A 19583-nucleotide genomic window follows, 5' to 3' on the forward strand; every position below is an offset into this window, starting at 1 on the left:
AAATGGTCGCGGGAGTGCACGTGGTGGTCGACGGCGAGGGCCCACCCGTCGTCCTCTACGGCGGCCTGGGCGGCAACTGGTTCGACTGGGACGAGGTGGCCGAGCTGCTGTCCGGGAGCTGCCTCGTGGTGCGGATCGATCGTCCCGGGTACGGGTTCAGTCCCCCCTCCGCCGAGAGGCCGTCCGCTCGCGGCGAGGCCGAGAGAATCGCCGACGTCCTCGACGCGCTTTCCGTGACCACTCCGGCAGTGCTCGTCGGCCACTCGCTCGGCGGCATCTACGTCGAGGCCTTCGCCCGGCTGTACCCCGACCGAACCGGCGGTGTGATCCTGTTGGACGCCACCGTCACGGCTCATCCGCACCGTGTGATCCCGACCCGGTGGCGCGTCACGATGGGCAGACGGGTGGCCCGAACGGCCAGCAGAGTGGGGCTGCAACGCCTCCTCGGCCCCACGGTCCGCCGGATCCTGAACCACTCGACACCGCCCGACGGGGTCGCGCCGGACACTCGTCGTTGGGTCGAACGGATCTACCGCGAGCCCGCGTACCTCGAATCCTCGATCGTCGAGAACGCGTCGTACCCGGCTCTGGCCGAAGAGCTGGCCGAACTGCGCGAGACCACGACGATGCCGGCACCCGTCGTCGTGGCCGCCGCCCACACCGGACGTCCGACGCCCTGGGGATCGGCGTGGATCCGCATGCAGAGACAGTTCGCCGAGTTCCTGGGCGCCGCGTTCCGTGTCGTACGTCCCGCGCACCACCACGCCATGATCGATCAGCCCGGCCAGATCGCGGCACTGGTACGGGAGCTGGCAAGCTGATCGACGTGCAACTGCTACTGATCCGCCACGCGCTGCCCGAGCTCGTCACCGCGTCCGACGGGCGCGCGGACCCCGCACTGACCGAGGAAGGTCACGCCCAGGCCAAGCGGCTGCCTGCCGCGCTGGCCCCGTACCGCATTGCCCGGATCGTGAGCAGCCCGCAGCGGCGCGCACTCGAGACGGCTGCGCCGGTCGCCGAGGCCCTCAACCTGCCCGTCGCCGAGTACGTCGGCCTCGCGGAATACGACTACGACCTCGACCACTACATCCCGTTCCACGAGGCGGAGGCGCGGGCGCCCGAGGCGTTCGCCCGGATTCGGGCCGGCGAGTTCCCGAAGTCCGTCGACGCCGACGCGTTCCGCGCGCGGGTGTTCGAGTCCCTCGGCCACATCGTCGACGAGTCCGGCCACGAGGACACCGTCGCCGTGTTCGCCCACGGCGGCGTCATCAACGTGTTCCTCCAGCAACTGCTGGGGCTCGACCGACCCCTCGTGTTCCCGATCGAGTACGTGTCCGTGACCCGGGTGCTCGTCTCCCGCAGCGGTGAGCGGCGAGTGGCGTCGGTCAACGAGACCGGTCACGTCAGGGACATGCTGCGTCGATAGGACCCGCGAGAACGGCACGCACGGCGGTCGGCAGAGCGGTCGGCACGCCCGCTTCGGCGCCCGCCCGTGCGATCGTGTCGATCGCCGCCGCGGTGAATTCCGCGCTCTGCACCGGCTCGTACCGCGCGGGAGTGTCGATGCCGACCGCGAACTCCGCGAAGCTTCCGGTCATCGCCCGCAGGAACGGCGCCGCCATCGCGGCAAGTTCCCCGGCGGTGCCGCCGGCGCCGCGGACCATCGCGGCGCCCTGCTCGAACCCGGCGAACATGGCGTACATTGCGCCGAGCAGCGCGAGGTCGTACATCGCGGCGGCGCCGGCATCGTCACCGACGAACACCGCGCGACCGAACAGTTCCAGCACCGGCCGGTTCCTGTCGAACGCCTCCGCCGCACCGCTGTAGAGCACGAACGTGTCGCCGCCGCCGATCATGTCGGGCACCGCCATGATGCCGCCGTCGAGCACGCAGACGAGCACCAGCGGCGACGCCCGTACTGCCGCGGACACGGACTCGGCCGGGTGCGCATCGGAGTTCGTCAACGTGTCCGCTTTCTCGGGCGTGCGGTTCCACACGGTGACCGTCCGCCCAGCCCGCAGCAGCGCGGCCGCGAGAGCCCGTCCCATGGCGCCGAGCCCGAGAACCGTGACGTCGGTGCCGGTCATGCGACGCCCCGGGCGGGCTGCGCCGGCGCGACGATCGCCTCGTACACACTGCCCGAACCGTGCCCGCCGAAGCCGAGGTCGAGGGCGCGCCGGTACAGGTCCCGGACCGCCGCCGGGAGTCGCGAATCGATCTGCGCGTCCTCGCTGGTGGTCGTGATGTGATCGATTCCGGCGGCCATCATGGCGAGGCTCGCCCCGACGTCGGGGTACTCCCGACGGTCGATCTCCTCGGCAGCACCGTCCAGGAAGAACGGCATCTGCGCGAGCAGGTCGGAGGCGTAGGGCAGGAACGTCTCGGCCTGCACCCCGGCAGATTTCATCAGCGCCGCCGCATGACTCGTGCCGACCAGCGTGGTCATGAACAGATCGAGCAGAGCCTGGTACCAGAGCAGGGCCAGACCCGGATCGGCGCCGACGTACTCCGGCCGCGCGAGGAGCGCGAGCGTGTCGGACCACCGGTCGAGGACTTCGCGCGGCCCGCTGTAGAAGGCGTAGGCGGTGTCGTCGCCGACCAGCGTGGCCGGAACCATGATGCCGCCGGTGAGGAATTCGGCGCCGTGCCGGACCGCCCACGCGGCCGCACGCTCGGCCTCGCGGGGAGTGCCGGAGCTGAGGTTGACGAGGACCTTGCCGGCGAGACGGTCGGCAGCGGATTCGAGCAGGTCGTACATCGCGCGGTAGTGGGTGAGGCTGACGATCACCAGATCGGCGGCGTCGAGCGCGTCCTTTGCGGTGATCGCGCGGCGGGCGCCTGCCGCGACGGCGGCGTCGGCGCGCGACGCGGTGCGGTTGAACACCGTGACCGGCACGGCGTGATCGAGGAGTGTTCCGGCCATGGCCCGGCCCATCGGCCCGAGCCCGACGACGGTGACGGCAGGCAGTTGTGCAGGCATGATTCGCTTTCGGACGTCCGTGCCCGAGTGACCGGGCAACGCTGCGGAGCAACGCCTTCTCCAGTCTCAGCGTGCGCACTACACTCGACAAGTACCCACTTCAAAGTCAGGTACTTACCAAAAAGTCAGTGAGGAGCGTCATGCGCAGACAGCAACGTCCCTACTCCTGCGGAATCGATGCGGCGATCGACGTCATCGGCGGCAAGTGGAAGGTGCTGATCCTGTGGGCGCTCCACGCCGGCGAGCAGCGGTTCGGCGACCTCAAGCGCTTGGTCCCCGGCATCTCGGAGAAGATGCTGATCCAGCAGTTGCGCGAACTCGAAGCCGACGCCATCGTGCACCGCGAGGTCTACCACCAGGTTCCGCCGAAGGTCGAGTACTCGCTGACCGAACTCGGCGTTTCCCTCAACCGCTCCCTCGAACCGCTCGGCGCGTGGGGCGCCGAGCACATGGACCACATCGTGGCCGTCCGTGAGATCGAGGCGAACGGCGAGAGCCTCGATCCGTCGGGCCGCTAGAGCCCCGGGATCCGGGGCAGCGGAGGGAGCGGCGGCGGCGGGAGGGTCGGCAGCTGAATCTGCGGCAGACCGGGAATGAGGGGGCGCGGGGCGGGGGCAGGCGCGGGAGCGGGTTCCGGCACGCTCGCCTCCTCCTCGGCCGGGCCCGGAACCGACACCGCGGCCGACGGCGGTGGCGTCGACGCCGGTGCCGGCGCGGGCGACGGAGAGACGTCCGCGTTGCTCGGCTGAGTGGCGACCGGACGTGCGTCACCGTCGGAGCTCTGCAGGTGGCTGCCACCGACGCCGAGACCGAGACCGATCACGGCGACGACGGCCAGTGCACCGCCCGCCAGAACGCCACCGCGGATCACGGGTTTCGCGAACCTCTCGGCGCCGTTGCGGTCCGGAGTGTCCTCCTGCGCCAGCAGCGCAGCGCCCTCCGCGGCCACCAGTTCCGGCTGCGCCGGCACGATCACCGGGAGCGCGAGCCACGATTCCATCAGAGACGCGACCAGCGGAATATGCGCGCCGCCCCCGATCAGAACCACGGCGTCGGCAGCACGCCCGGACGATTCGATCACCTCGCGGGCCAGGCGCGCCGACGCCTCGACGCGGCGCACGATCAGCGAGTCGAGAATGTCCTGCGAGAGCAGGAGCAGACCGCCGTCCCCGGGTACGCAGACCGCGGTGTTGGTGGACAGCTCCTCTTTGGCGCGGCGGCAACGGGCGTCGAGCTCCGACTCCGCGACCTCGTCGGCCGGCGGCGCGATGCGCTTCTCGTCGAGCTGGTGGTCGCGGATCAACCGGTCGACGACGTCGCCGCTGATCTCGTCGGTCCGCGCCGTCCCGAGCACCGCGCCGGTGAGTCGGTCGACCACGGTGACGGTGAGGCCGGAGCTGCCGAGGTCGTAGAACACGAGCGTCGCATGGTCGCCGAGCTGTCCCGACGCCTCGAGCATCCGGAGCGCGGCCGTCACTTCCGGGACCAGCCGGCAGTCGATCGCGGCCTGCACGGCAGCTGCCTGCGCCTCGTCCCGGTACGCGACACCGAAGACCTGCACGTCGTCGACGGGGCGCTCGGCTATCACCGTTTCGATTGCATCGGCAACCACGTGTTCCGGGTGCTCGCGGGCGGCATCCACCGGAAACGTCCGGATGACGGCCCCCTCGTCGTCCGGATACGCCACGCGCACCGCGCTGGCACCCACCGATACACCGAGAACTGAAACCATGGAAAGACTATAACGGTTTGATCACGGAACGCGTGTCGGGGCCTCGCGGCCTCCGGCTTCGTTATATGTGCTCAGAGCCCGGGTATCCGGGGAAACTCCGGCATGGGGAGCGGCGCCGGCGGCGGAATCGTCGGCAGCTGAATCTGCGGCAGACCCGGAATGAGCGGAGCGGGTTCCGATGTGGTCGGCGGAGCCGACGTGTCGGACGGCACGACACTCTGACTCTCGGGGGCGGCCGGTGCCTGAGTCGAACTCTGCGCCTGCCGCTGGTACGTGGTGCGCACCTCGGTCTGCGGCGGGATCACCGGCTGCTCGTCGACCACCGACGGGGCTGCGTCCGCAGGCGGGGCCACCTCCGCGGTCGTCGTGGGCTGCGGCGGTATCACTTGCCGCGCTTCCGGCGCCTGCGTGTTCGACTGCGTGGCGGCCGGCTGCGCTTCCTCTTCCGAACCCTGCAGGAGGTCGGTGCCGACGCCGAGTCCGAGACCCACCGCGGCGACCACGGCCACGACGCTGCCGGCGAGGACGAGGCCACGACGCTTCCGGATCGGCGCCGACTTCGACTCGGGTGCCGGCTCGGATTCCAGTTCCCGCTCGAATTCCGGCTCCGGCTCGAACTCCGCCTCCGGCTCGAACTCCGCCTCCGGCTCGAATTCCGGCTCGAACCGGTGCTCCGGCGCCACCGCCGCGACGAACTCGTCGGACGTCGGACGCGCCAGCAGGGCCGCACCCTCGGCGGCCACCAGTTCGGGCTGTGCGGGAACGATCACCGGAAGGTCGAGCCAGGACTCCATCACGGACGTGACCAACGGAATATGCGCGCCGCCCCCGATCAGAACCGCGGCGTCGGGAAGGCGTCCCGAGCGGCGAATAACCTCGCGGGTCAGGCGCGCCGAAGTCTCCACCGGGCCCACGATGAGCGAATCGAAACTGTCCTGCGACAGGAGGAGAAGGCCGCCCTCGCCCGGCATGCACACCGCGCCGTGCGTGGACAACTGCTCCTTCGCATCGCGGCACCGCGCGGCCAGCGCGAGCGTTGCTGCCGCGTCGGCGGGGTGCGCGAAGCGGTGCAGTTCGAGTTGGTTGTCACAGATCAGCCGGTCGACGAGGTCGCCGCTGATCTGGTCCGACCGCGCACTGCTCAGCACCATGCCGGTGTCTCGGTCGACCACGGTGACGGTGAGACCCGAACTGCCGAGGTCGTAGAACACGAGTGTCGAGTGGTCGCCGAGTTCTCCGGACATCTCGAGCATCTGGAGCGCGGCCGTCACTTCGGGAACCAATTGGAAGTTGCCGATCTTCAGCCGTGCCATCGCGGCCTGCACGGCACCGGCCTGCGCCTCGTCCTGGTACGCGACACCGATGGCCTGCACTTCGTCGGTCTCGTCGCGCTCGGCGAGCACCGTCCCGATGGACTCGGCAGCGAGTTCCTCCGGCCGTTCGAGTGTTGCGGTCACCGACCGCGATTGGAAGATCGGCGTTTCGAGTGTCACGGCGTCGTGGCACGCGAAGCGCACCGCGCTGGCGCCTACCGATACACCGAGAACTGAAGTCATGCCGCCGACTATAACGGTTCGATCACGGGTCTCGCGCATGAAGCAGACCGGACGGCACGTCAGGCGCTTTTCGGCCGTACCCCCGTGACGCACATCGGGTTTCCAACCGAATCCGCGACACGCCGTTACGTGTCCTAGTGGTCGACAAACACGGCGTCGGCGTACACCGGGGTGCGGCCGGAGCGCCGTCAGTCGGTTCCGGCGGCAACGTCGACGTGGGTGCCGAACCACTGCAGCGTTCGTGCCCAACCGTCCCGGGCGGCCGCCTCGTTGTACACGGCCGGACGGTCGTCACAGTGGAAGCCGTGTTCGGCCTCGGCGTAGCGGACGATCTCGGTGTCGACCGGGGCGTGGGCGACCGCGGCGCGCAACTCCTCGACCTCCGCGGTCGGGATCCCCTTGTCGCGGTCTCCGAACAGGCCGAGCCACGGCGTTCCGAGCTGCCCGGCGACGTCGAGTTGAGATGGATAACCGAAGCGCCCCTTCGCGACGCCGCCGCCGTAGAAACTCACCGCCGCCCCGAGGTCGAGTCGCGTCGCCGTGTGTAACGCGACCGTCCCGCCCATGCAGAATCCGACGATCGCGGTGTTCCGCCGGTCGATCGAGGCCGCCGACAGGGCCGCGACGGCCCCGTCGACGTCCTCGCCGATGTGCGCGGCGGTGAGCTCACCGATCAACGACATCGCCGACTTCATGTCGTCGTACTCCAGCACCGGATCGCCGCTCCGGTGGAACAGGTGCGGCGCGACCGCGTGGTACCCGGCGGCGGCGAAACGACGGCAGACGTCGACGATGTGCCCGGTGACGCCGAACGCCTCCTGGATGACGACGACACCGCCGCGGACGGGACCTTCGGGGGTGATGCTGGTGAGTGGAGTGGTCACGAACTACGACTCTAGGAAACCGGCTTCAGCGGGTGGATCGCCGGTGCCCCGGCGAGGTGCTCACCGAACGTCCCGAGCGCGGCCTGGAAGTGCGGCGACTTCATGTGCGCGTCGACCGCCTCCTGACCGGTCCACACCTCGACGGTGACGAAGGTTCCCGCGACGGCGGCTGATTCGAACACCTCGTACGAGATGCAGCCCTCTTCCTTGCGGCTCTCCGCGGCCAGCGCGGACAGTCCGTCGCGGACGGTGTCCTCGGAACCGGGCTTGGCAGGAATGGTCGCTACGACATGCAGATCGGACATCGACTCCCTTTCGTGGACGCCACCTCGTGTGGCCCGTCTCACGTAAGCACAGTTGGGTCGGCTAGGAAACCCGAAGTCGCGTCAAATAATCGGCGACCTGCGGTTCGTCCCAGCCGTGCGCTTCACGGAGGCCGTCCGCGATGGTCGCGAGATAGGCGGGCGCCGGTGCGTTCCGGGCGACGACGTCACCGCGGGCCCGGGTGGTGAACGTGCACATGGGGACACCGTTGCGGTATCCGAGCGTGACCAGACGGTCGTAGCAGGCGGGTTCCTGCGCGTGGATGTCCTCGAACTGCTCCTGCGTCACCAGGAATGCGCGGGCCGCGACGGAGCCGGGCGCGTCGGGGTCGTAGAACGCGCGGCCGCCGCCCCAGATCCGCGACTCTCCCGCGAAGAACACCGAGCCGGGTATCACCACCGGAATCGACTCGCGCGGGGCGCTCGCGTCGCGGGCGCCCGCGTGCACGAGGTTGCCCCCGGCCGGACAACCACCACGCAGGTAGCAGGTCAGACGCGTCGTCGCCATGTTCGATCCATAGCTGACGTACCAGATCAGCACACAAACGACCGTACTCGGACAAGATGGTCACATGAGTCTTCTCGGCGAAGTCAGGGGCTGGCGCAGCGGTTCTCGGAAGCATCACCGCCTGCGGGACCTCGACGGCACCCTCGTCGTCGTCACCGGCGGCGGCAGCGGGATCGGCCGCGAGACCGCGCTGGCGTTCGCGTCCGAAGGCGCTGTCGTGGTGGTCGCCGACCGCGACGTCGAATCCGCGCAGCAGACCTCCGATCTCATCAATTCCGCCCAGATGAAGGGCGGCGGTGCGGTGGCCATCTTCGGTGGCGGCTCCCACGCGTACCAGGTGGACGTCGCGGTGGAGGAGGAGGTGCAGCGCTTCGCGGAGAAAGTGCAGGCTGAGCACGGCACCCCCGACATCGTGGTCAACAACGCCGGAATCGGATATTCGGGCACGTTCACGAAGACTCCGCAGAAGGATTTCGAGCGGGTGATGGACGTGAATTTCTGGGGTGTCGTCTACGGCTCTCGCGCCTTCTCCCAGCAGATGATCGACCGCGGAACCGGTGGGCACATCGTCAACCTGTCGTCCGCCGCGGCTTTCACGCCGCAGAAGCAACTCACCGCGTACGCGACGAGCAAGGCGGCGGTGTTCATGCTGTCGGACTGTCTCCGAGCGGAATTGGTGAACCACGGCATCGGCGTCAGCGCCATCTGTCCCGGACTCGTCCACACCAACATCGTCAAGGCCACCGACTTCGCGGGCGCCACACCGGAGGAGCAGGCGAAGAAGCGGGACCGGACCGACAAGCTCTACCGCAGACGCGGTTTCACCCCGGACCGGGTGGCGACGCAGATCGTGAGGGCCGTCAAGCACAACAAGGCCGTCGTCCCCGTCACGCCCGAAGCCAAGTTCGGGCGGGCGCTGAGTCGCCTGGCCCCCGGCAGCATGCGGCTCGGCGCCCGCTTCGACCTCGGCTGATCCGAAGCATCAGGGGGTCGGGGCCTGCACCCGGCCGGTGTAGGCGTCCATGCTGTGGTACACACCGAGCCGGTCGGCCAGACGGTCCCAGGCACGCACGGGCAGGACGGCTTTCGCCACCCGCGACAGATACAGCGACCGCGGCAGCATCAGCAGCGGCCTCCCCTGCTTCATCGCCCGCCAGGACCGGGCCGTGACGTCCTCCGGGCTGAGGATCGGGGCGAACATGGGGTTCTTCACACCGTCGAACATGCCGGTGGAGATGTAGCTCGGGCACACGGTGGTGACCTTGACGTGCCCGTGGCCGGCCTGGACCAGTTCGAGTCGCAGCGAATCGCTCCACCCCAGGGCAGCCCACTTCGACGCGGCATACACGGCCATCCTCGGCGTCGCCACGGTCCCGGCTGCGGACGCGATGTTCACGATGCGGCACTCCCGGCCCCGGTCCTCGATCATGGCGGGCAGGAACTCGTTGGTGACGTACATCGGGGCGAGTGTGTTGACGTCCATCACGAATTTCGTGTCCGACTCGTGGTCGTGGTCCCAGAAGTACTTGCCGCGCACCACACCGGCGTTGTTGACGAGCACGTCGGGGCGGCCGAACGCACCCCGCACCTCGGCGGCCGCCGTGCGGACGGATTCGAGGTCGGCGACGTCGACGACCTGTGCGCTGACGATGCACCCCGATTCGCGCAGTTCCTGCGCCGTGCGTTCGAGCGCGTCGGCGTCGATGTCCCACAACACCACCGCGCCCGCGTGCTCGGCGGCGGCGAGCCGAGCGAACAGACGTCCCATCCCCATTGCCGCCCCGGTGATCAGGACCGTCTTGCCCGCTGCCGAGAATCCCACGTCATGCTCTCCTTCGGTCGAGACCGGCCGGATCGGCGGGCTCGTGGTAGAGGGTTTCGATCCGGTCCTTCAACGTCACCTGTGCGCGTCGCAGCGCCTGCCACACCACCGGTGCGGCCACACCGCCGAGCAGTTGTCCGGCCGGTCTGCCGGGAGAGTGGTAGCGGAAGTCGACGGTGAGCTCCGTTTCGTCCGGGCTGAGCGCGTCGAACGTCCAGACCGATGCGTGCACGCCGTGATCGGCCTCGACGACGAGCCGGCGACCCGGGGCCGATGCGACGACCCGGGCACGGGACGGCAGCGCGATCGCATCGAGCACGGTCTCCGGATCACCGAGGTACTCGAGGGCCATCGCGGGCGGAACGACGATCACCGTGGTGCTTCGTAAGCCGATCATCGAACGCCCGGAACTGCGGGGCTCGGACAGGCAGAGCTGAATGGACAAGACGGATATCCCAACGTGTCGACGTCCGAGGCGGAGAGTGTGTGGTACATCGATGTACCGCATACTGCCGACGGTATACGGAAACCCACCGACAGGGAAGACTACGATTCAATCCGATGACGAAACCCCAGCAAGACGCCGGTGACGGGCGTGCTGCCCGTTGGCGCGGCCAACGCGAGAAGCGGCGCTCGGAGTTCGTCGAACGGGCACTCGTCGCCATCGACGCAGAAGGTCCCGACGTGTCGGTCGCGACGATGGCCGTCTACGGCAAGGTCGCGCGAACCCGCATCTACCGGCATTTCGACGACAGCACCGACCTCAAGAACGCCGTCGCCCGGCGGGTCGCGGCGATGATGCTCCTCGAATACGCGCCCGTGATCACCGTCGACGGCGCACCGCACGCGATCCTCACCCGCGCCGCCCGCACCCACCTCGACTGGGTCACCGAACACGCCAACCTGTACCGCTACCTGATGTCGTTCTCCCCCGCGGCCGGAGAGGTGCGGCGGGCCATCAGCACCGCGGTCTCCGACATGCTCCACCCGTACCTGGACGCCCTCGGCGCCCCCGCCACCGCGACACCGCTGGCCAATGCGCTGATCGGGATGGTCGAGTCGGTGTCCGCGGAGTGGATCGAACGTCCGGGCGGCACCGACGTCGGCGCGCTGACCGAACAGCTGGCCGCGTGGGCGTGGGCGCTGGTCGACACCACGATGCGCAGCCGCGGCGCGGTCCTCGACCCCGACAGCCCCCTACCGGCCCCCGACGACCTCCGCACGTGAGTGGGAAAGCGTGCGGGAACACACTTTCGCACTCACGTCCGGGACCAGCGGCTCAGGTACTCGCGCTCGGTGGCGGTGATGCGGCGTAGCCGCTGGGCATCGACATCCGCGACGGCCATCTGAGTGGTGGCGGTGACGGCGGGCGGATCGGTGATCGGGGTACGCGCACCCCGGACCTCGTAGCCGATCGTGAAGTCGACCGCCCGGTGCTTGGCGATCCACATCGTGATCCGCAGGGGACTGTCGGAGTGGCGCAACTGTCCCCGGTACTTCACGTGGATGTCGGCGATGAATGCGCTCGTGATGAGCGACGAGTTCTCGCTGCCCTCGCTGAGCAGCCAGTCGATCCGGGCCTCCTCGAGCAACGTCACCATCCGCGCATGGTTGATGTGCTGGAAGGCGTCCATGTCGGACCACCGAACGGTCACGAAGGCGTCGTAGCCGACGACAGCGGCAGGGATGTCAGTCACGTCGGACATCATCCCCTGCCGCCGTCAGCCGAACTCACGCGATGTCGCGCAACCAGTTCCTCAGCCACGTCGTGGCGGCCGTACCCGATCCGTCGACCGCGTAGCTGGTGTAGTCCTGGTGAGCCTGCGACTTGTAGAACTGCTCCAGTTCGTCGATGCGCTTCTCGTTGGACTGCTCGTCCAGCTGAGCCATCAGGGCCGGAACACCGCCGACAGCGAGGATGTCGTTCCAGATCGCGAGCGCTTCCTGCTGGTAGCGGCCGAACAGTGTCGGCGTCGGATCCGACGTCTGCGCGAGGAATCCCGCGAGCCGGGTCACGAAGTCTTCCTTCGGCGTGGAGCAGTACAGGTCACCGTATGCGCAGAACGTGCGGGTGTTCTGGCTGACCCAGCCGAACCCGCCGATGCGGGGACCGCCGGCACCGCTACCGGCGACGGCAGGGCCGACGAGGGCATCGGTCGGCGACCGCCGCGGATCGGAGACGAGTCCGACGGCCGCGATCTTGTCGGCGGGGACGACACCGAGGCCGGTGCCGATCTCCGCAGCGAGATCACCTGCGGCGTCGGCGCCCTGGCTGTACCCGATGATCGACAGCTTCGTGTCGGGGCACTGCTGCGACATCGACGACAGCATGCCCTTGGCATTACTGACCGCCTGCGCCTTCGAGCGCCCGTACACCTCGGACTCCCACGGGAAGGCCGTGGCGGCGTACGTGACGTAGTCGGTGCGGATCGACGACGGCAGACCGTTCGTCACCGCGGACAGCAGACCCGGCGTGGGCCTGACGTTGTCCTTGGTGGACGTTTCCCACGTCCCCGGAATCGCGACCACGTACAGACTCGGGCAGGGGTCAGCGTTCGCCACTGCGCTCGTGCCCGCTACTCCCGATACCACCGGGATGGCTGCCGCAGCAGCCACTGCGGTCAGAAATGCGACAACCCGTTTCATTGCCATGGCCTCAACCTGTTCTCCCCTTCGCCGTCCTGCAGACGGGATGCTGCCAGGGCGACGTGACCTAAAGATGCACGATCGGTAAATGAACGTTACCGACCGAACGTGACCCCCGCACGATAAACCGACACCCCGGTAGGAAAACCTACCGGGGTGCGGATTGTACGAGCAGTTACAGCTACCGCTGCGGGGCGGTGGTGGTCTCGATCGGAGACGGCAGCGCCGACTCGCCCTCGAGGTACGCATCGACCGCGGCGGCCGCGGAGCGACCCTCGGCGATGGCCCACACGATCAGCGACTGTCCACGTCCCATGTCGCCGGCCACGAAGACGCCGTCGACGTTGGTGGCCCACTTCGCGGAGCGGGCGACGTTGCCGCGCTCGTTGAGGTCGACGCCGAGATCGGTGAGCAGGCCCGGCTTCTCGGGTCCCACGAAGCCCATCGCCAGCAGGACGAGGTCGGCCTCGAGCTCGAAGTCCGAACCCTCCACCTTCTCGAAACGACCCGACTTCATCTCGACCTCGTGGGCCTTCAGTGCGGTCACCTTGCCGTCGGCACCGACGAACCGTTCCGTGTTCACGGAGAAGAGACGTTCGCCGCCCTCCTCGTGTGCGGACGCGACCCGGTACATCAGCGGGTACGTCGGCCACGGGGTGTGCTCGGCGCGGGTCTCGGGAGGTCTCGGCATGATCTCGAACTGGTGAACGCTCTCGGCACCCTGACGGTGCGAGGTGCCCAGGCAGTCCGCGCCGGTGTCGCCGCCACCGATGATGACGACCTTCTTGCCCTCCGCGGTGATGGTCGGCTCCTCCAGGTCGCCGAGCTGCACGCGGTTGGCGATCGGCAGGAACTCCATCGCCTGGTGGATGCCGTCCAGCTCGCGGCCGGGGATCGGCAGGTCGCGGGCCTCGGTGGCACCGCCGGCCAGGACCACGGCGTCGAACTGCGCGCGCAGTGCGTCCGCGGTGATGTCGACACCCACGTTGACACCCGTCTTGAAGACGGTGCCCTCGGAGTTCATCTGGTCCAGACGGCGGTCGATGTGCCGCTTCTCCATCTTGAACTCGGGGATGCCGTACCGCAGCAGCCCGCCGATGCGGTCGGCCCGCTCGAACACCGTGACCATGTGCCCGGCACGCGTCAGCTGCTGCGCTGCAGCGAGACCCGCGGGACCGGAACCGACGACGGCGACCTTCTTGCCCGTCGAACGGGTCGGGTGGACCGGCTTGACCCAGCCCTCGTCGAAGGCGCGGTCGATGAGCTCGACCTCGACCTGCTTGATGGTGACGGGGTCCTGGTTGATGCCCAGGACGCACGACGCCTCACAGGGTGCGGGGCACAGCCGCCCGGTGAACTCCGGGAAGTTGTTGGTCGCGTGCAGACGCTCGATGCCGTCGTGCCACCGGTCCCGGTACACCAGGTCGTTCCACTCGGGAATCAGGTTCCCCAGCGGACAGCCGTTGTGGCAGAACGGGATACCGCAATCCATGCACCGGCTGGCCTGAGTCTTCAGGGTGTCCGACGAGAACTCCTCGTAGACCTCGTTCCAGTCGAGCAGGCGCAACGGCACCGGCCGGCGAACCGGAAGTTCGCGTGACGTGTGCTTCAGGAAGCCGCTTGGATCACCCACGAGCTGCCTCCATCACTGCCTCGTCCACGTTCTTTCCATCCTTCTTCGCGGCCTCGATGGCCAAGAGCACCTTCTTGTAATCGCGGGGCATCACCTTCGCGAAATGATTGACCTGCTGCGACCAGTCGGACAGGATGCGCGCGGCAACCTCGGAGCCCGTCTCGTCGCGGTGACGCTCGATGGCGGCCTTCAGCCAGGTGAAGTCGTCACCCGTCAGGTCCTCGAGATCCACCAGTTCCGTGTTGAGGTTGTCCTCGAACACCTTGTCCGGGTTGTAGACGTACGCGACGCCACCGGACATGCCGGCACCGAAGTTGCGTCCCGTCGCACCGAGGATGACGACCTTTCCGCCGGTCATGTACTCGCAACCGTGGTCGCCGACTCCCTCGACCACCGCGGTGGCGCCGGAGTTACGGACCGCGAATCGCTCGCCCACGACACCGCGGAGCAAAGCCTCACCGCTCGTGGCACCGAACAGGATCACGTTGCCGCCGATGATGTTGTCCTCGGCGACGAAGCCGGGCGCGGTCTCCAGCGGCGGGCGCACCACGAGGCGTCCACCGGACAGACCCTTGCCGACGAAGTCGTTGGCATCGCCGTGCAGGCGCAGGGTCATGCCCTTGGGGACGAACGCACCGAAGCTGTTACCGGCCGAACCGGTGAACGTGATGTCGATCGTGTTGTCCGGCAGGCCCTCGCCGCCGTACGCCTTCGTCACCTCATGGCCGAGCATGGTGCCGACCGTGCGGTTGACGTTGGTGATCGGCGACTCGAACGTGACCTTCTGGCCCTTGTCGAGAGCGTTGCGGCTCTGGACGATCAGCTGCTGGTCGAGCGCCTTGTCGAGGCCGTGGTCCTGGGTGCCCGTGCAGTACAGGTCCTGGTCCATGAACGCCGACTCGGTCTCGTGCAGGATCGGCGACAGGTCGAGATTGCCGGCCTTGCTGCCCTTCCAGTGCTCGAGCGCCTTCGTGGTGTCGAGGACGTCGACCTGTCCGACGGCCTCGTCGAGGGTGCGGAAGCCCAGCTCGGCGAGGAGTTCGCGCACCTCTTCGGCGATGAAGAGGAAGAAGTTCTCCACGAACTCCGGCTTACCGTTGAATCGCTTGCGCAGAACCGGGTTCTGCGTGGCGACACCCACGGGGCAGGTGTCGAGGTGGCAGACCCGCATCATGATGCAGCCCGACACCACCAGCGGAGCGGTCGCGAAACCGAACTCCTCGCCACCGAGCAGCGCGGCGACCATGACGTCGCGGCCCGTCTTGAGCTGGCCGTCGACCTGCACGACGATGCGGTCGCGCAGACCGTTGAGCAGCAGCGTCTGCTGGGTCTCGGCGAGGCCGAGCTCCCACGGGGCGCCCGCGTGCTTCATCGACGTCAGCGGGGTGGCGCCGGTGCCACCGTCGTGACCGGAGATCAGCACGACGTCCGCGTGTGCCTTGGACACACCGGCGGCGACGGTGCCGACACCGACCTCGGACACCAGCTTCACGTGGATCCGGGCCTGCGGGTTGGCGTTCTTCAGGTCGTGGATCAGCTGCGCGAGATCCTCGATCGAGTAGATGTCGTGGTGCGGCGGCGGCGAGATCAGCCCGACGCCGGGCGTGGAGTGCCGGACCTCGGCCACCCACGGGTACACCTTGTGCGCCGGCAGCTGGCCGCCCTCACCGGGCTTCGCTCCCTGCGCCATCTTGATCTGGATGTCGGTGCAGTTGGTCAGGTAGTGCGACGTGACACCGAAGCGTCCCGACGCGACCTGCTTGATCGCGGACCGCCGCCAGTCGCCGTTCTCGTCCGGGGTGAAGCGGGCCGGGCTCTCGCCGCCCTCACCGGAGTTGGACCGACCGCCGAGGCGGTTCATGGCGATGGCGAGGGTCTCGTGCGCCTCGGCGGAGATGGAGCCGTAGCTCATCGCACCCGTCGAGAAGCGCTTGACGATCTCGGTGGCGGGCTCGACCTCGTCCAGCGGGACGGGCTCGCGGACGCCCTTCTTGAACTCGAAGAGGCCGCGCAACGCTGCGAGGCGCTCGGACTGGTCGTCGACCAGCTTCGTGTACTCCTTGAACACCTCGTACTGCCCGGTGCGCGTGGAGTGCTGCAGCTTGAACACGGTGTCCGGGTTGAACAGGTGGTACTCGCCCTCACGACGCCACTGGTACTCGCCGCCCACCTCGAGCTCGCGGTGCGCGCGCTCCTCGGGGCGGTCCAGGTACGCGTTGGAGTGGCGGACCGCGACGTCGGCGGCGATCTCGTCGAGACCGATGCCGCCGAGGCTCGACTGCAAGCCGGTGAAGTATTCGTCGACCAGTTCCTGCGACAGGCCGATGACCTGGAACAGCTGGGCGCCGGTGTAGGACGCGAGGGTGGAGATGCCCATCTTGGACATCACCTTGAGCACACCCTTGCCCGCGGCCTTGATGTAGTTCTGGATGGCCTTGTCGAGGGTGACGCCCTGCAGTTCGTTGTTCTGCACCGCCTCGTCGACGGTCTCGAATGCCATGTACGGGTTGACCGCTGCCGCACCGAACCCGATGAGGAGCGCCATGTGGTGCACCTCGCGGGCGTCGCCGGCCTCGACGATGAGGCCGACCTTGGTGCGGGTCTTCTCCCGCACCAGGTGGTGGTGCACGGCCGACGTCAGCAGCAGCGACGGGATGGGCGCGTACGTCTCGTTCGACTCGCGGTCGGACAGGACGACGAGGCGCGCACCGCCGGCGATGGCCTCCGACACCTGGTAGCGGACGTCGTCGAGGGCCTTGCGCAGACCCGCTCCGCCCTCGGCCACCGGGTACAGACCGCGGACGATGACGCTGCGGAAGTTCGGGAATTCACCGTCGTCGTTGACGTGAATGAGCTTCGACAGGTCGTCGTTGTGCAGGATCGGCTGCGGCAGGAAGATCTGCCGGCAGGACTCTGCGGTGGGGTGCAGCAGGTCGTGCTCGGGGCCGATGGTGCCGCCGAGGCTGGTGACGACCTCCTCGCGGATGGCGTCGAGCGGCGGGTTCGTGACCTGCGCGAACAGCTGCGAGAAGTAGTCGAACAGCATCCGCGACCGGGAGGACAGCACGGCGATCGGGGTGTCCGTACCCATGGAGCCGAGGGCCTCGGCGCCGGAGAGCGCCATCGGCTTGACGAGGAGGTTGACCTCTTCGTTGGTGTACCCGAACATCTGCTGACGCAGAACGACACGCTCGTGCGACATGTAGGTGTACGGGCGGTCCGGCAGGTCGTCCATGTGGGTCAGACCCTGATCGAGCCACTCCTGGTAGGGGTGCTCGGCGGCCAGTTCCGACTTGATCTCGTCGTCGCTGATGATGCGACCCTCGGCGGTGTCGACGAGGAACATGCGGCCGGGCTGCAGCCGGATCTTCTTCACGACGGTGGCGGGGTCGATCGGCAGGACGCCGACCTCGGAGGCCATGACGACGAGGCCGTCGTCGGTCACCCAGAGACGCGAGGGACGCAGCCCGTTGCGGTCCAGGACGGCGCCGATGACGGTGCCGTCGGTGAAGCACACCGACGCCGGTCCGTCCCACGGCTCCATGAGCGACGAGTGGTACTGGTAGAACGCCCGGCGTGCGGGGTCCATGCTCTCGTGACGCTCCCAGGCTTCCGGGATCATCATCAGCACGGCGTGCGGCAGGCTGCGGCCACCGAGGTGCAGCATCTCGAGCACCTCGTCGAACCGCGCGGTGTCGCTCGCGCCGTTCGTACAGACCGGGAAGATCTTCTCGAGCTGCTCGCGGCCGCCGAAGATGTCGCTGTCGATGAGCGCCTCACGGGCACGCATCCAGTTCTCGTTGCCGGTGACGGTGTTGATCTCACCGTTGTGGGCAACCCGCCGGAACGGGTGGGCCAGCGGCCACGACGGGAACGTGTTGGTGGAGAAGCGCGAGTGCACGAGGCCGAGGGCCGACTCGACGCGCTCGTCCTGCAGGTCCAGGTAGAAACCCTTGAGCTGCGGGGTGGTCAGCATGCCCTTGTAGACGAACGTCTGGCTCGACAGGCTCGGGAAGTACACGGTCTCGCGGCCGGGGCCGTCCTTGCCGGCGCCTTCGCTGCCCAGCTCGTGCTCGGTGCGCTTACGGACCACGTAGGCGCGACGCTCGAGGTCGAGTCCGGTGAGGGCGTCGTTCTCGCTGCCGATGAAGATCTGCCGGAACGTCGGCATGGCGTCGCGGGCCAGGGCGCCGAGCGACGAGTCGTCGGTCGCGACCTCACGCCAGCCGAGGACCTTCAGGCCCTCGCTCTCGACGATCTTCTCGACGGCGTCGGCTGCGCGCTGCGCGTCGGCCTTGCTCTGCGGCAGGAACGCGATGCCGGTGGCGTACGTGCCTTCCGCGGGCAGCGGGAAGTCGACCACGGCGCGGAAGAACTTGTCCGGGACCTGGAGGAGGATGCCGGCGCCGTCACCCGTGTTGGGTTCGGAGCCTGCGGCACCACGGTGCTCGAGGTTCACCAGCGCGGTGATCGCCTTCTCGACGATGTCCCTGCTGCGGCGGCCCTTCATGTCCACGACGAACGCGACACCACAGGAATCGTGCTCGTTCGACGGGTGATACAGCCCCTGGGGGCCTGGAAGTTGCTTCATACCTAGCCTTCGTATGCCAAAAGATGCACCGACGACCAGCAGCGCTGATGGCCATCAACTTGCAAAGCAGGTGCCGTCACGACGTGATCGGCACCACCGATCGGCTATCGCCCTTTTGCAGCACGCTGGGTGTGGTCCTCGCACCGGGCGACGTGGCTTTTCGGTCGGGTCGGACTTTCGTGGGTCCAACGTGTAACGAAAACGATAATTCAGAACCCCCGACGAAACACAACTTAGGTTGGCCTATTTACCCTCTGAACTGGGCATTGTCGAGGGCGGACCTCGTCCGACTGCACTGAGTACATGTTAAGTGAGAGCGCCGAGCACCGCTGTAATTCCCGCAGTCGGATCGAAATCGGGATCCGGGACGGTGAGTTGATGAAGGATTACACCGTCCAGGTAGTCGGTGATCACCACTGCGTCGGAAGCCGGATTCCTCGAACCCACGAGGGCCAGCATGTCCGCGCCCCATTCTACGAGCGCTCGGCGCGCCGACCCGATCTTCGCGTCCAAGCCCGGTGTCACGGACGCCTCGACGAAGAGCGCGTAGCGGGCACTCGTGCGCACGCGGTCCGGACCAGTGGAGAAAGTCACGAAGGCCACCAGCGCCTCGACCAGCGCATCCGTGCCGGCGGGCCGGAGGTGCGCGAACTTCTGCCAGTCCTCGCGGTCACGTTCGACGAGCCGTGTGACGATCCCCTCGAGCAGCGCGCCCCGGCTGCGGAAGTAGTTGGACGTGGACCCTTGCGGCATTCCGACCAGTTCGTCGACGCCGCGATGCGTGAGAGCCCGGACCCCTCTCGTGCCGAGCAGGGCGATGGCCGCGTCGAGCACCTGCTCCCGTTTGTCTGCCATGCCCCGACACTACAACGGTAGTAAATTCACTACATCCGTAGTAGGGTGGCGAG

General features: G+C 68.0%; 19 protein-coding genes. 5 read left to right on the plus strand and 14 right to left on the minus strand.

Annotated features, from left to right (window positions below; all coding sequences use genetic code 11):
* The first annotated feature begins 2 nt into the window (after positions 1-2).
* Together WKC72_RS03630 and WKC72_RS03635 are read left to right on the plus strand one after the other, a co-directional pair.
* On the plus strand, positions 3-821 hold the full coding sequence (locus tag WKC72_RS03630; RefSeq protein WP_370184248.1) for an alpha/beta fold hydrolase: 819 nt from the start codon (positions 3-5) through the stop codon (positions 819-821).
* 5 nt (positions 822-826) lie between these two features.
* The gene (locus WKC72_RS03635; protein ID WP_370181776.1) at positions 827-1426 is read left to right on the plus strand and encodes a histidine phosphatase family protein; all 600 of its coding nucleotides are present in this window, start codon (positions 827-829) and stop codon (positions 1424-1426) included.
* Here WKC72_RS03635 and WKC72_RS03640 read toward each other — a convergent pair.
* Both WKC72_RS03640 and WKC72_RS03645 read right to left on the minus strand, forming a co-directional pair.
* Positions 1404-2087 (minus strand): NAD(P)-binding domain-containing protein, encoded by a 684-nt coding sequence (locus tag WKC72_RS03640; protein ID WP_370181778.1) that lies wholly within the window; start codon positions 2085-2087, stop codon positions 1404-1406. The two genes, WKC72_RS03635 and WKC72_RS03640, sit on opposite strands and share 23 nt — an antisense overlap.
* Positions 2084-2980: an NAD(P)-dependent oxidoreductase gene (locus WKC72_RS03645; RefSeq protein ID WP_370181779.1), complete on the minus strand. Its 897-nt coding sequence runs from the start codon at positions 2978-2980 to the stop codon at positions 2084-2086. Before WKC72_RS03645 ends, WKC72_RS03640 begins: the two co-directional genes overlap by 4 nt.
* A 140-nt stretch (positions 2981-3120) precedes the next feature.
* On the opposite strand from WKC72_RS03645, the gene WKC72_RS03650 reads away from it, so the two are divergent.
* Positions 3121-3498, plus strand: a complete 378-nt coding sequence (locus WKC72_RS03650) for a helix-turn-helix domain-containing protein (RefSeq protein WP_037240382.1) — start codon at positions 3121-3123, stop codon at positions 3496-3498.
* On the opposite strand, the gene WKC72_RS03655 is transcribed toward WKC72_RS03650, so the two are convergent.
* The 5 genes from WKC72_RS03655 to WKC72_RS03675 all read right to left on the minus strand — a co-directional run bounded on the left by WKC72_RS03655 (position 3495) and on the right by WKC72_RS03675 (position 8016).
* Positions 3495-4712 carry an Hsp70 family protein gene (locus WKC72_RS03655; RefSeq protein ID WP_370181780.1) on the minus strand — a complete coding sequence of 406 codons (1218 nt, stop codon included), beginning with the start codon at positions 4710-4712 and terminating at the stop codon, positions 3495-3497. The genes WKC72_RS03650 and WKC72_RS03655 overlap by 4 nt on opposite strands.
* Positions 4713-4783: 71 nt before the next feature.
* Positions 4784-6268, minus strand: a complete 1485-nt coding sequence (locus WKC72_RS03660) for an Hsp70 family protein (protein ID WP_370181781.1) — start codon at positions 6266-6268, stop codon at positions 4784-4786.
* A gap of 188 nt (positions 6269-6456) precedes the next feature.
* Positions 6457-7152: a dienelactone hydrolase family protein gene (locus WKC72_RS03665; protein ID WP_370181782.1), complete on the minus strand. Its 696-nt coding sequence runs from the start codon at positions 7150-7152 to the stop codon at positions 6457-6459.
* Between the two features lie 11 nt (positions 7153-7163).
* Positions 7164-7457 (minus strand): putative quinol monooxygenase, encoded by a 294-nt coding sequence (locus tag WKC72_RS03670; protein WP_005249047.1) that lies wholly within the window; start codon positions 7455-7457, stop codon positions 7164-7166.
* 61 nt (positions 7458-7518) lie between these two features.
* Entirely contained in the window at positions 7519-8016 is a 498-nt protein-coding gene (locus tag WKC72_RS03675) for a hypothetical protein (protein ID WP_037240385.1), read from the minus strand.
* 31 nt (positions 8017-8047) lie between these two features.
* On the opposite strand from WKC72_RS03675, the gene WKC72_RS03680 reads away from it, so the two are divergent.
* Entirely contained in the window at positions 8048-8956 is a 909-nt protein-coding gene (locus tag WKC72_RS03680; protein ID WP_370181784.1) for an SDR family NAD(P)-dependent oxidoreductase, read from the plus strand.
* Between the two features lie 9 nt (positions 8957-8965).
* Here WKC72_RS03680 and WKC72_RS03685 read toward each other — a convergent pair whose 3' ends face one another.
* Positions 8966-9805 carry an SDR family oxidoreductase gene (locus WKC72_RS03685; RefSeq protein ID WP_112300332.1) on the minus strand — a complete coding sequence of 280 codons (840 nt, stop codon included), beginning with the start codon at positions 9803-9805 and terminating at the stop codon, positions 8966-8968.
* A 1-nt stretch (position 9806) separates the two neighbouring features.
* On the minus strand, positions 9807-10250 hold the full coding sequence (locus WKC72_RS03690; RefSeq protein WP_037240388.1) for a hypothetical protein: 444 nt from the start codon (positions 10248-10250) through the stop codon (positions 9807-9809).
* Between the two features lie 116 nt (positions 10251-10366).
* Between WKC72_RS03690 and WKC72_RS03695 the strand changes: the two genes are divergently transcribed.
* Complete coding sequence (locus tag WKC72_RS03695) at positions 10367-11032, plus strand: TetR/AcrR family transcriptional regulator (protein WP_037240389.1); 666 nt, start codon at positions 10367-10369, stop codon at positions 11030-11032.
* A 32-nt stretch (positions 11033-11064) separates the two neighbouring features.
* Here WKC72_RS03695 and WKC72_RS03700 read toward each other — a convergent pair whose 3' ends face one another.
* From WKC72_RS03700 to WKC72_RS03720, 5 genes are all read right to left on the minus strand, one after another.
* Positions 11065-11514 (minus strand): thioesterase family protein, encoded by a 450-nt coding sequence (locus tag WKC72_RS03700; protein WP_128640495.1) that lies wholly within the window; start codon positions 11512-11514, stop codon positions 11065-11067.
* Between the two features lie 22 nt (positions 11515-11536).
* A complete protein-coding gene (locus WKC72_RS03705) occupies positions 11537-12451 on the minus strand; it encodes a cutinase family protein (RefSeq protein ID WP_128640496.1) in 915 nt (304 codons plus the stop codon).
* 181 nt (positions 12452-12632) lie between these two features.
* A complete protein-coding gene (locus WKC72_RS03710; protein ID WP_037240390.1) occupies positions 12633-14084 on the minus strand; it encodes a glutamate synthase subunit beta in 1452 nt (483 codons plus the stop codon).
* A complete protein-coding gene (gene gltB, locus WKC72_RS03715; protein WP_037240391.1) occupies positions 14077-18675 on the minus strand; it encodes a glutamate synthase large subunit in 4599 nt (1532 codons plus the stop codon). The genes WKC72_RS03710 and gltB overlap by 8 nt, the downstream gene beginning before the upstream one ends.
* Positions 18676-18981: 306 nt before the next feature.
* Positions 18982-19530 carry a TetR/AcrR family transcriptional regulator gene (locus WKC72_RS03720; protein WP_037240392.1) on the minus strand — a complete coding sequence of 183 codons (549 nt, stop codon included), beginning with the start codon at positions 19528-19530 and terminating at the stop codon, positions 18982-18984.
* Positions 19531-19583: the final 53 nt, after the last annotated feature.

Origin of the sequence: Rhodococcus wratislaviensis, from assembly GCF_041228765.1 — a bacterium.
Taxonomy (GTDB): domain Bacteria; phylum Actinomycetota; class Actinomycetes; order Mycobacteriales; family Mycobacteriaceae; genus Rhodococcus_F; species Rhodococcus_F wratislaviensis.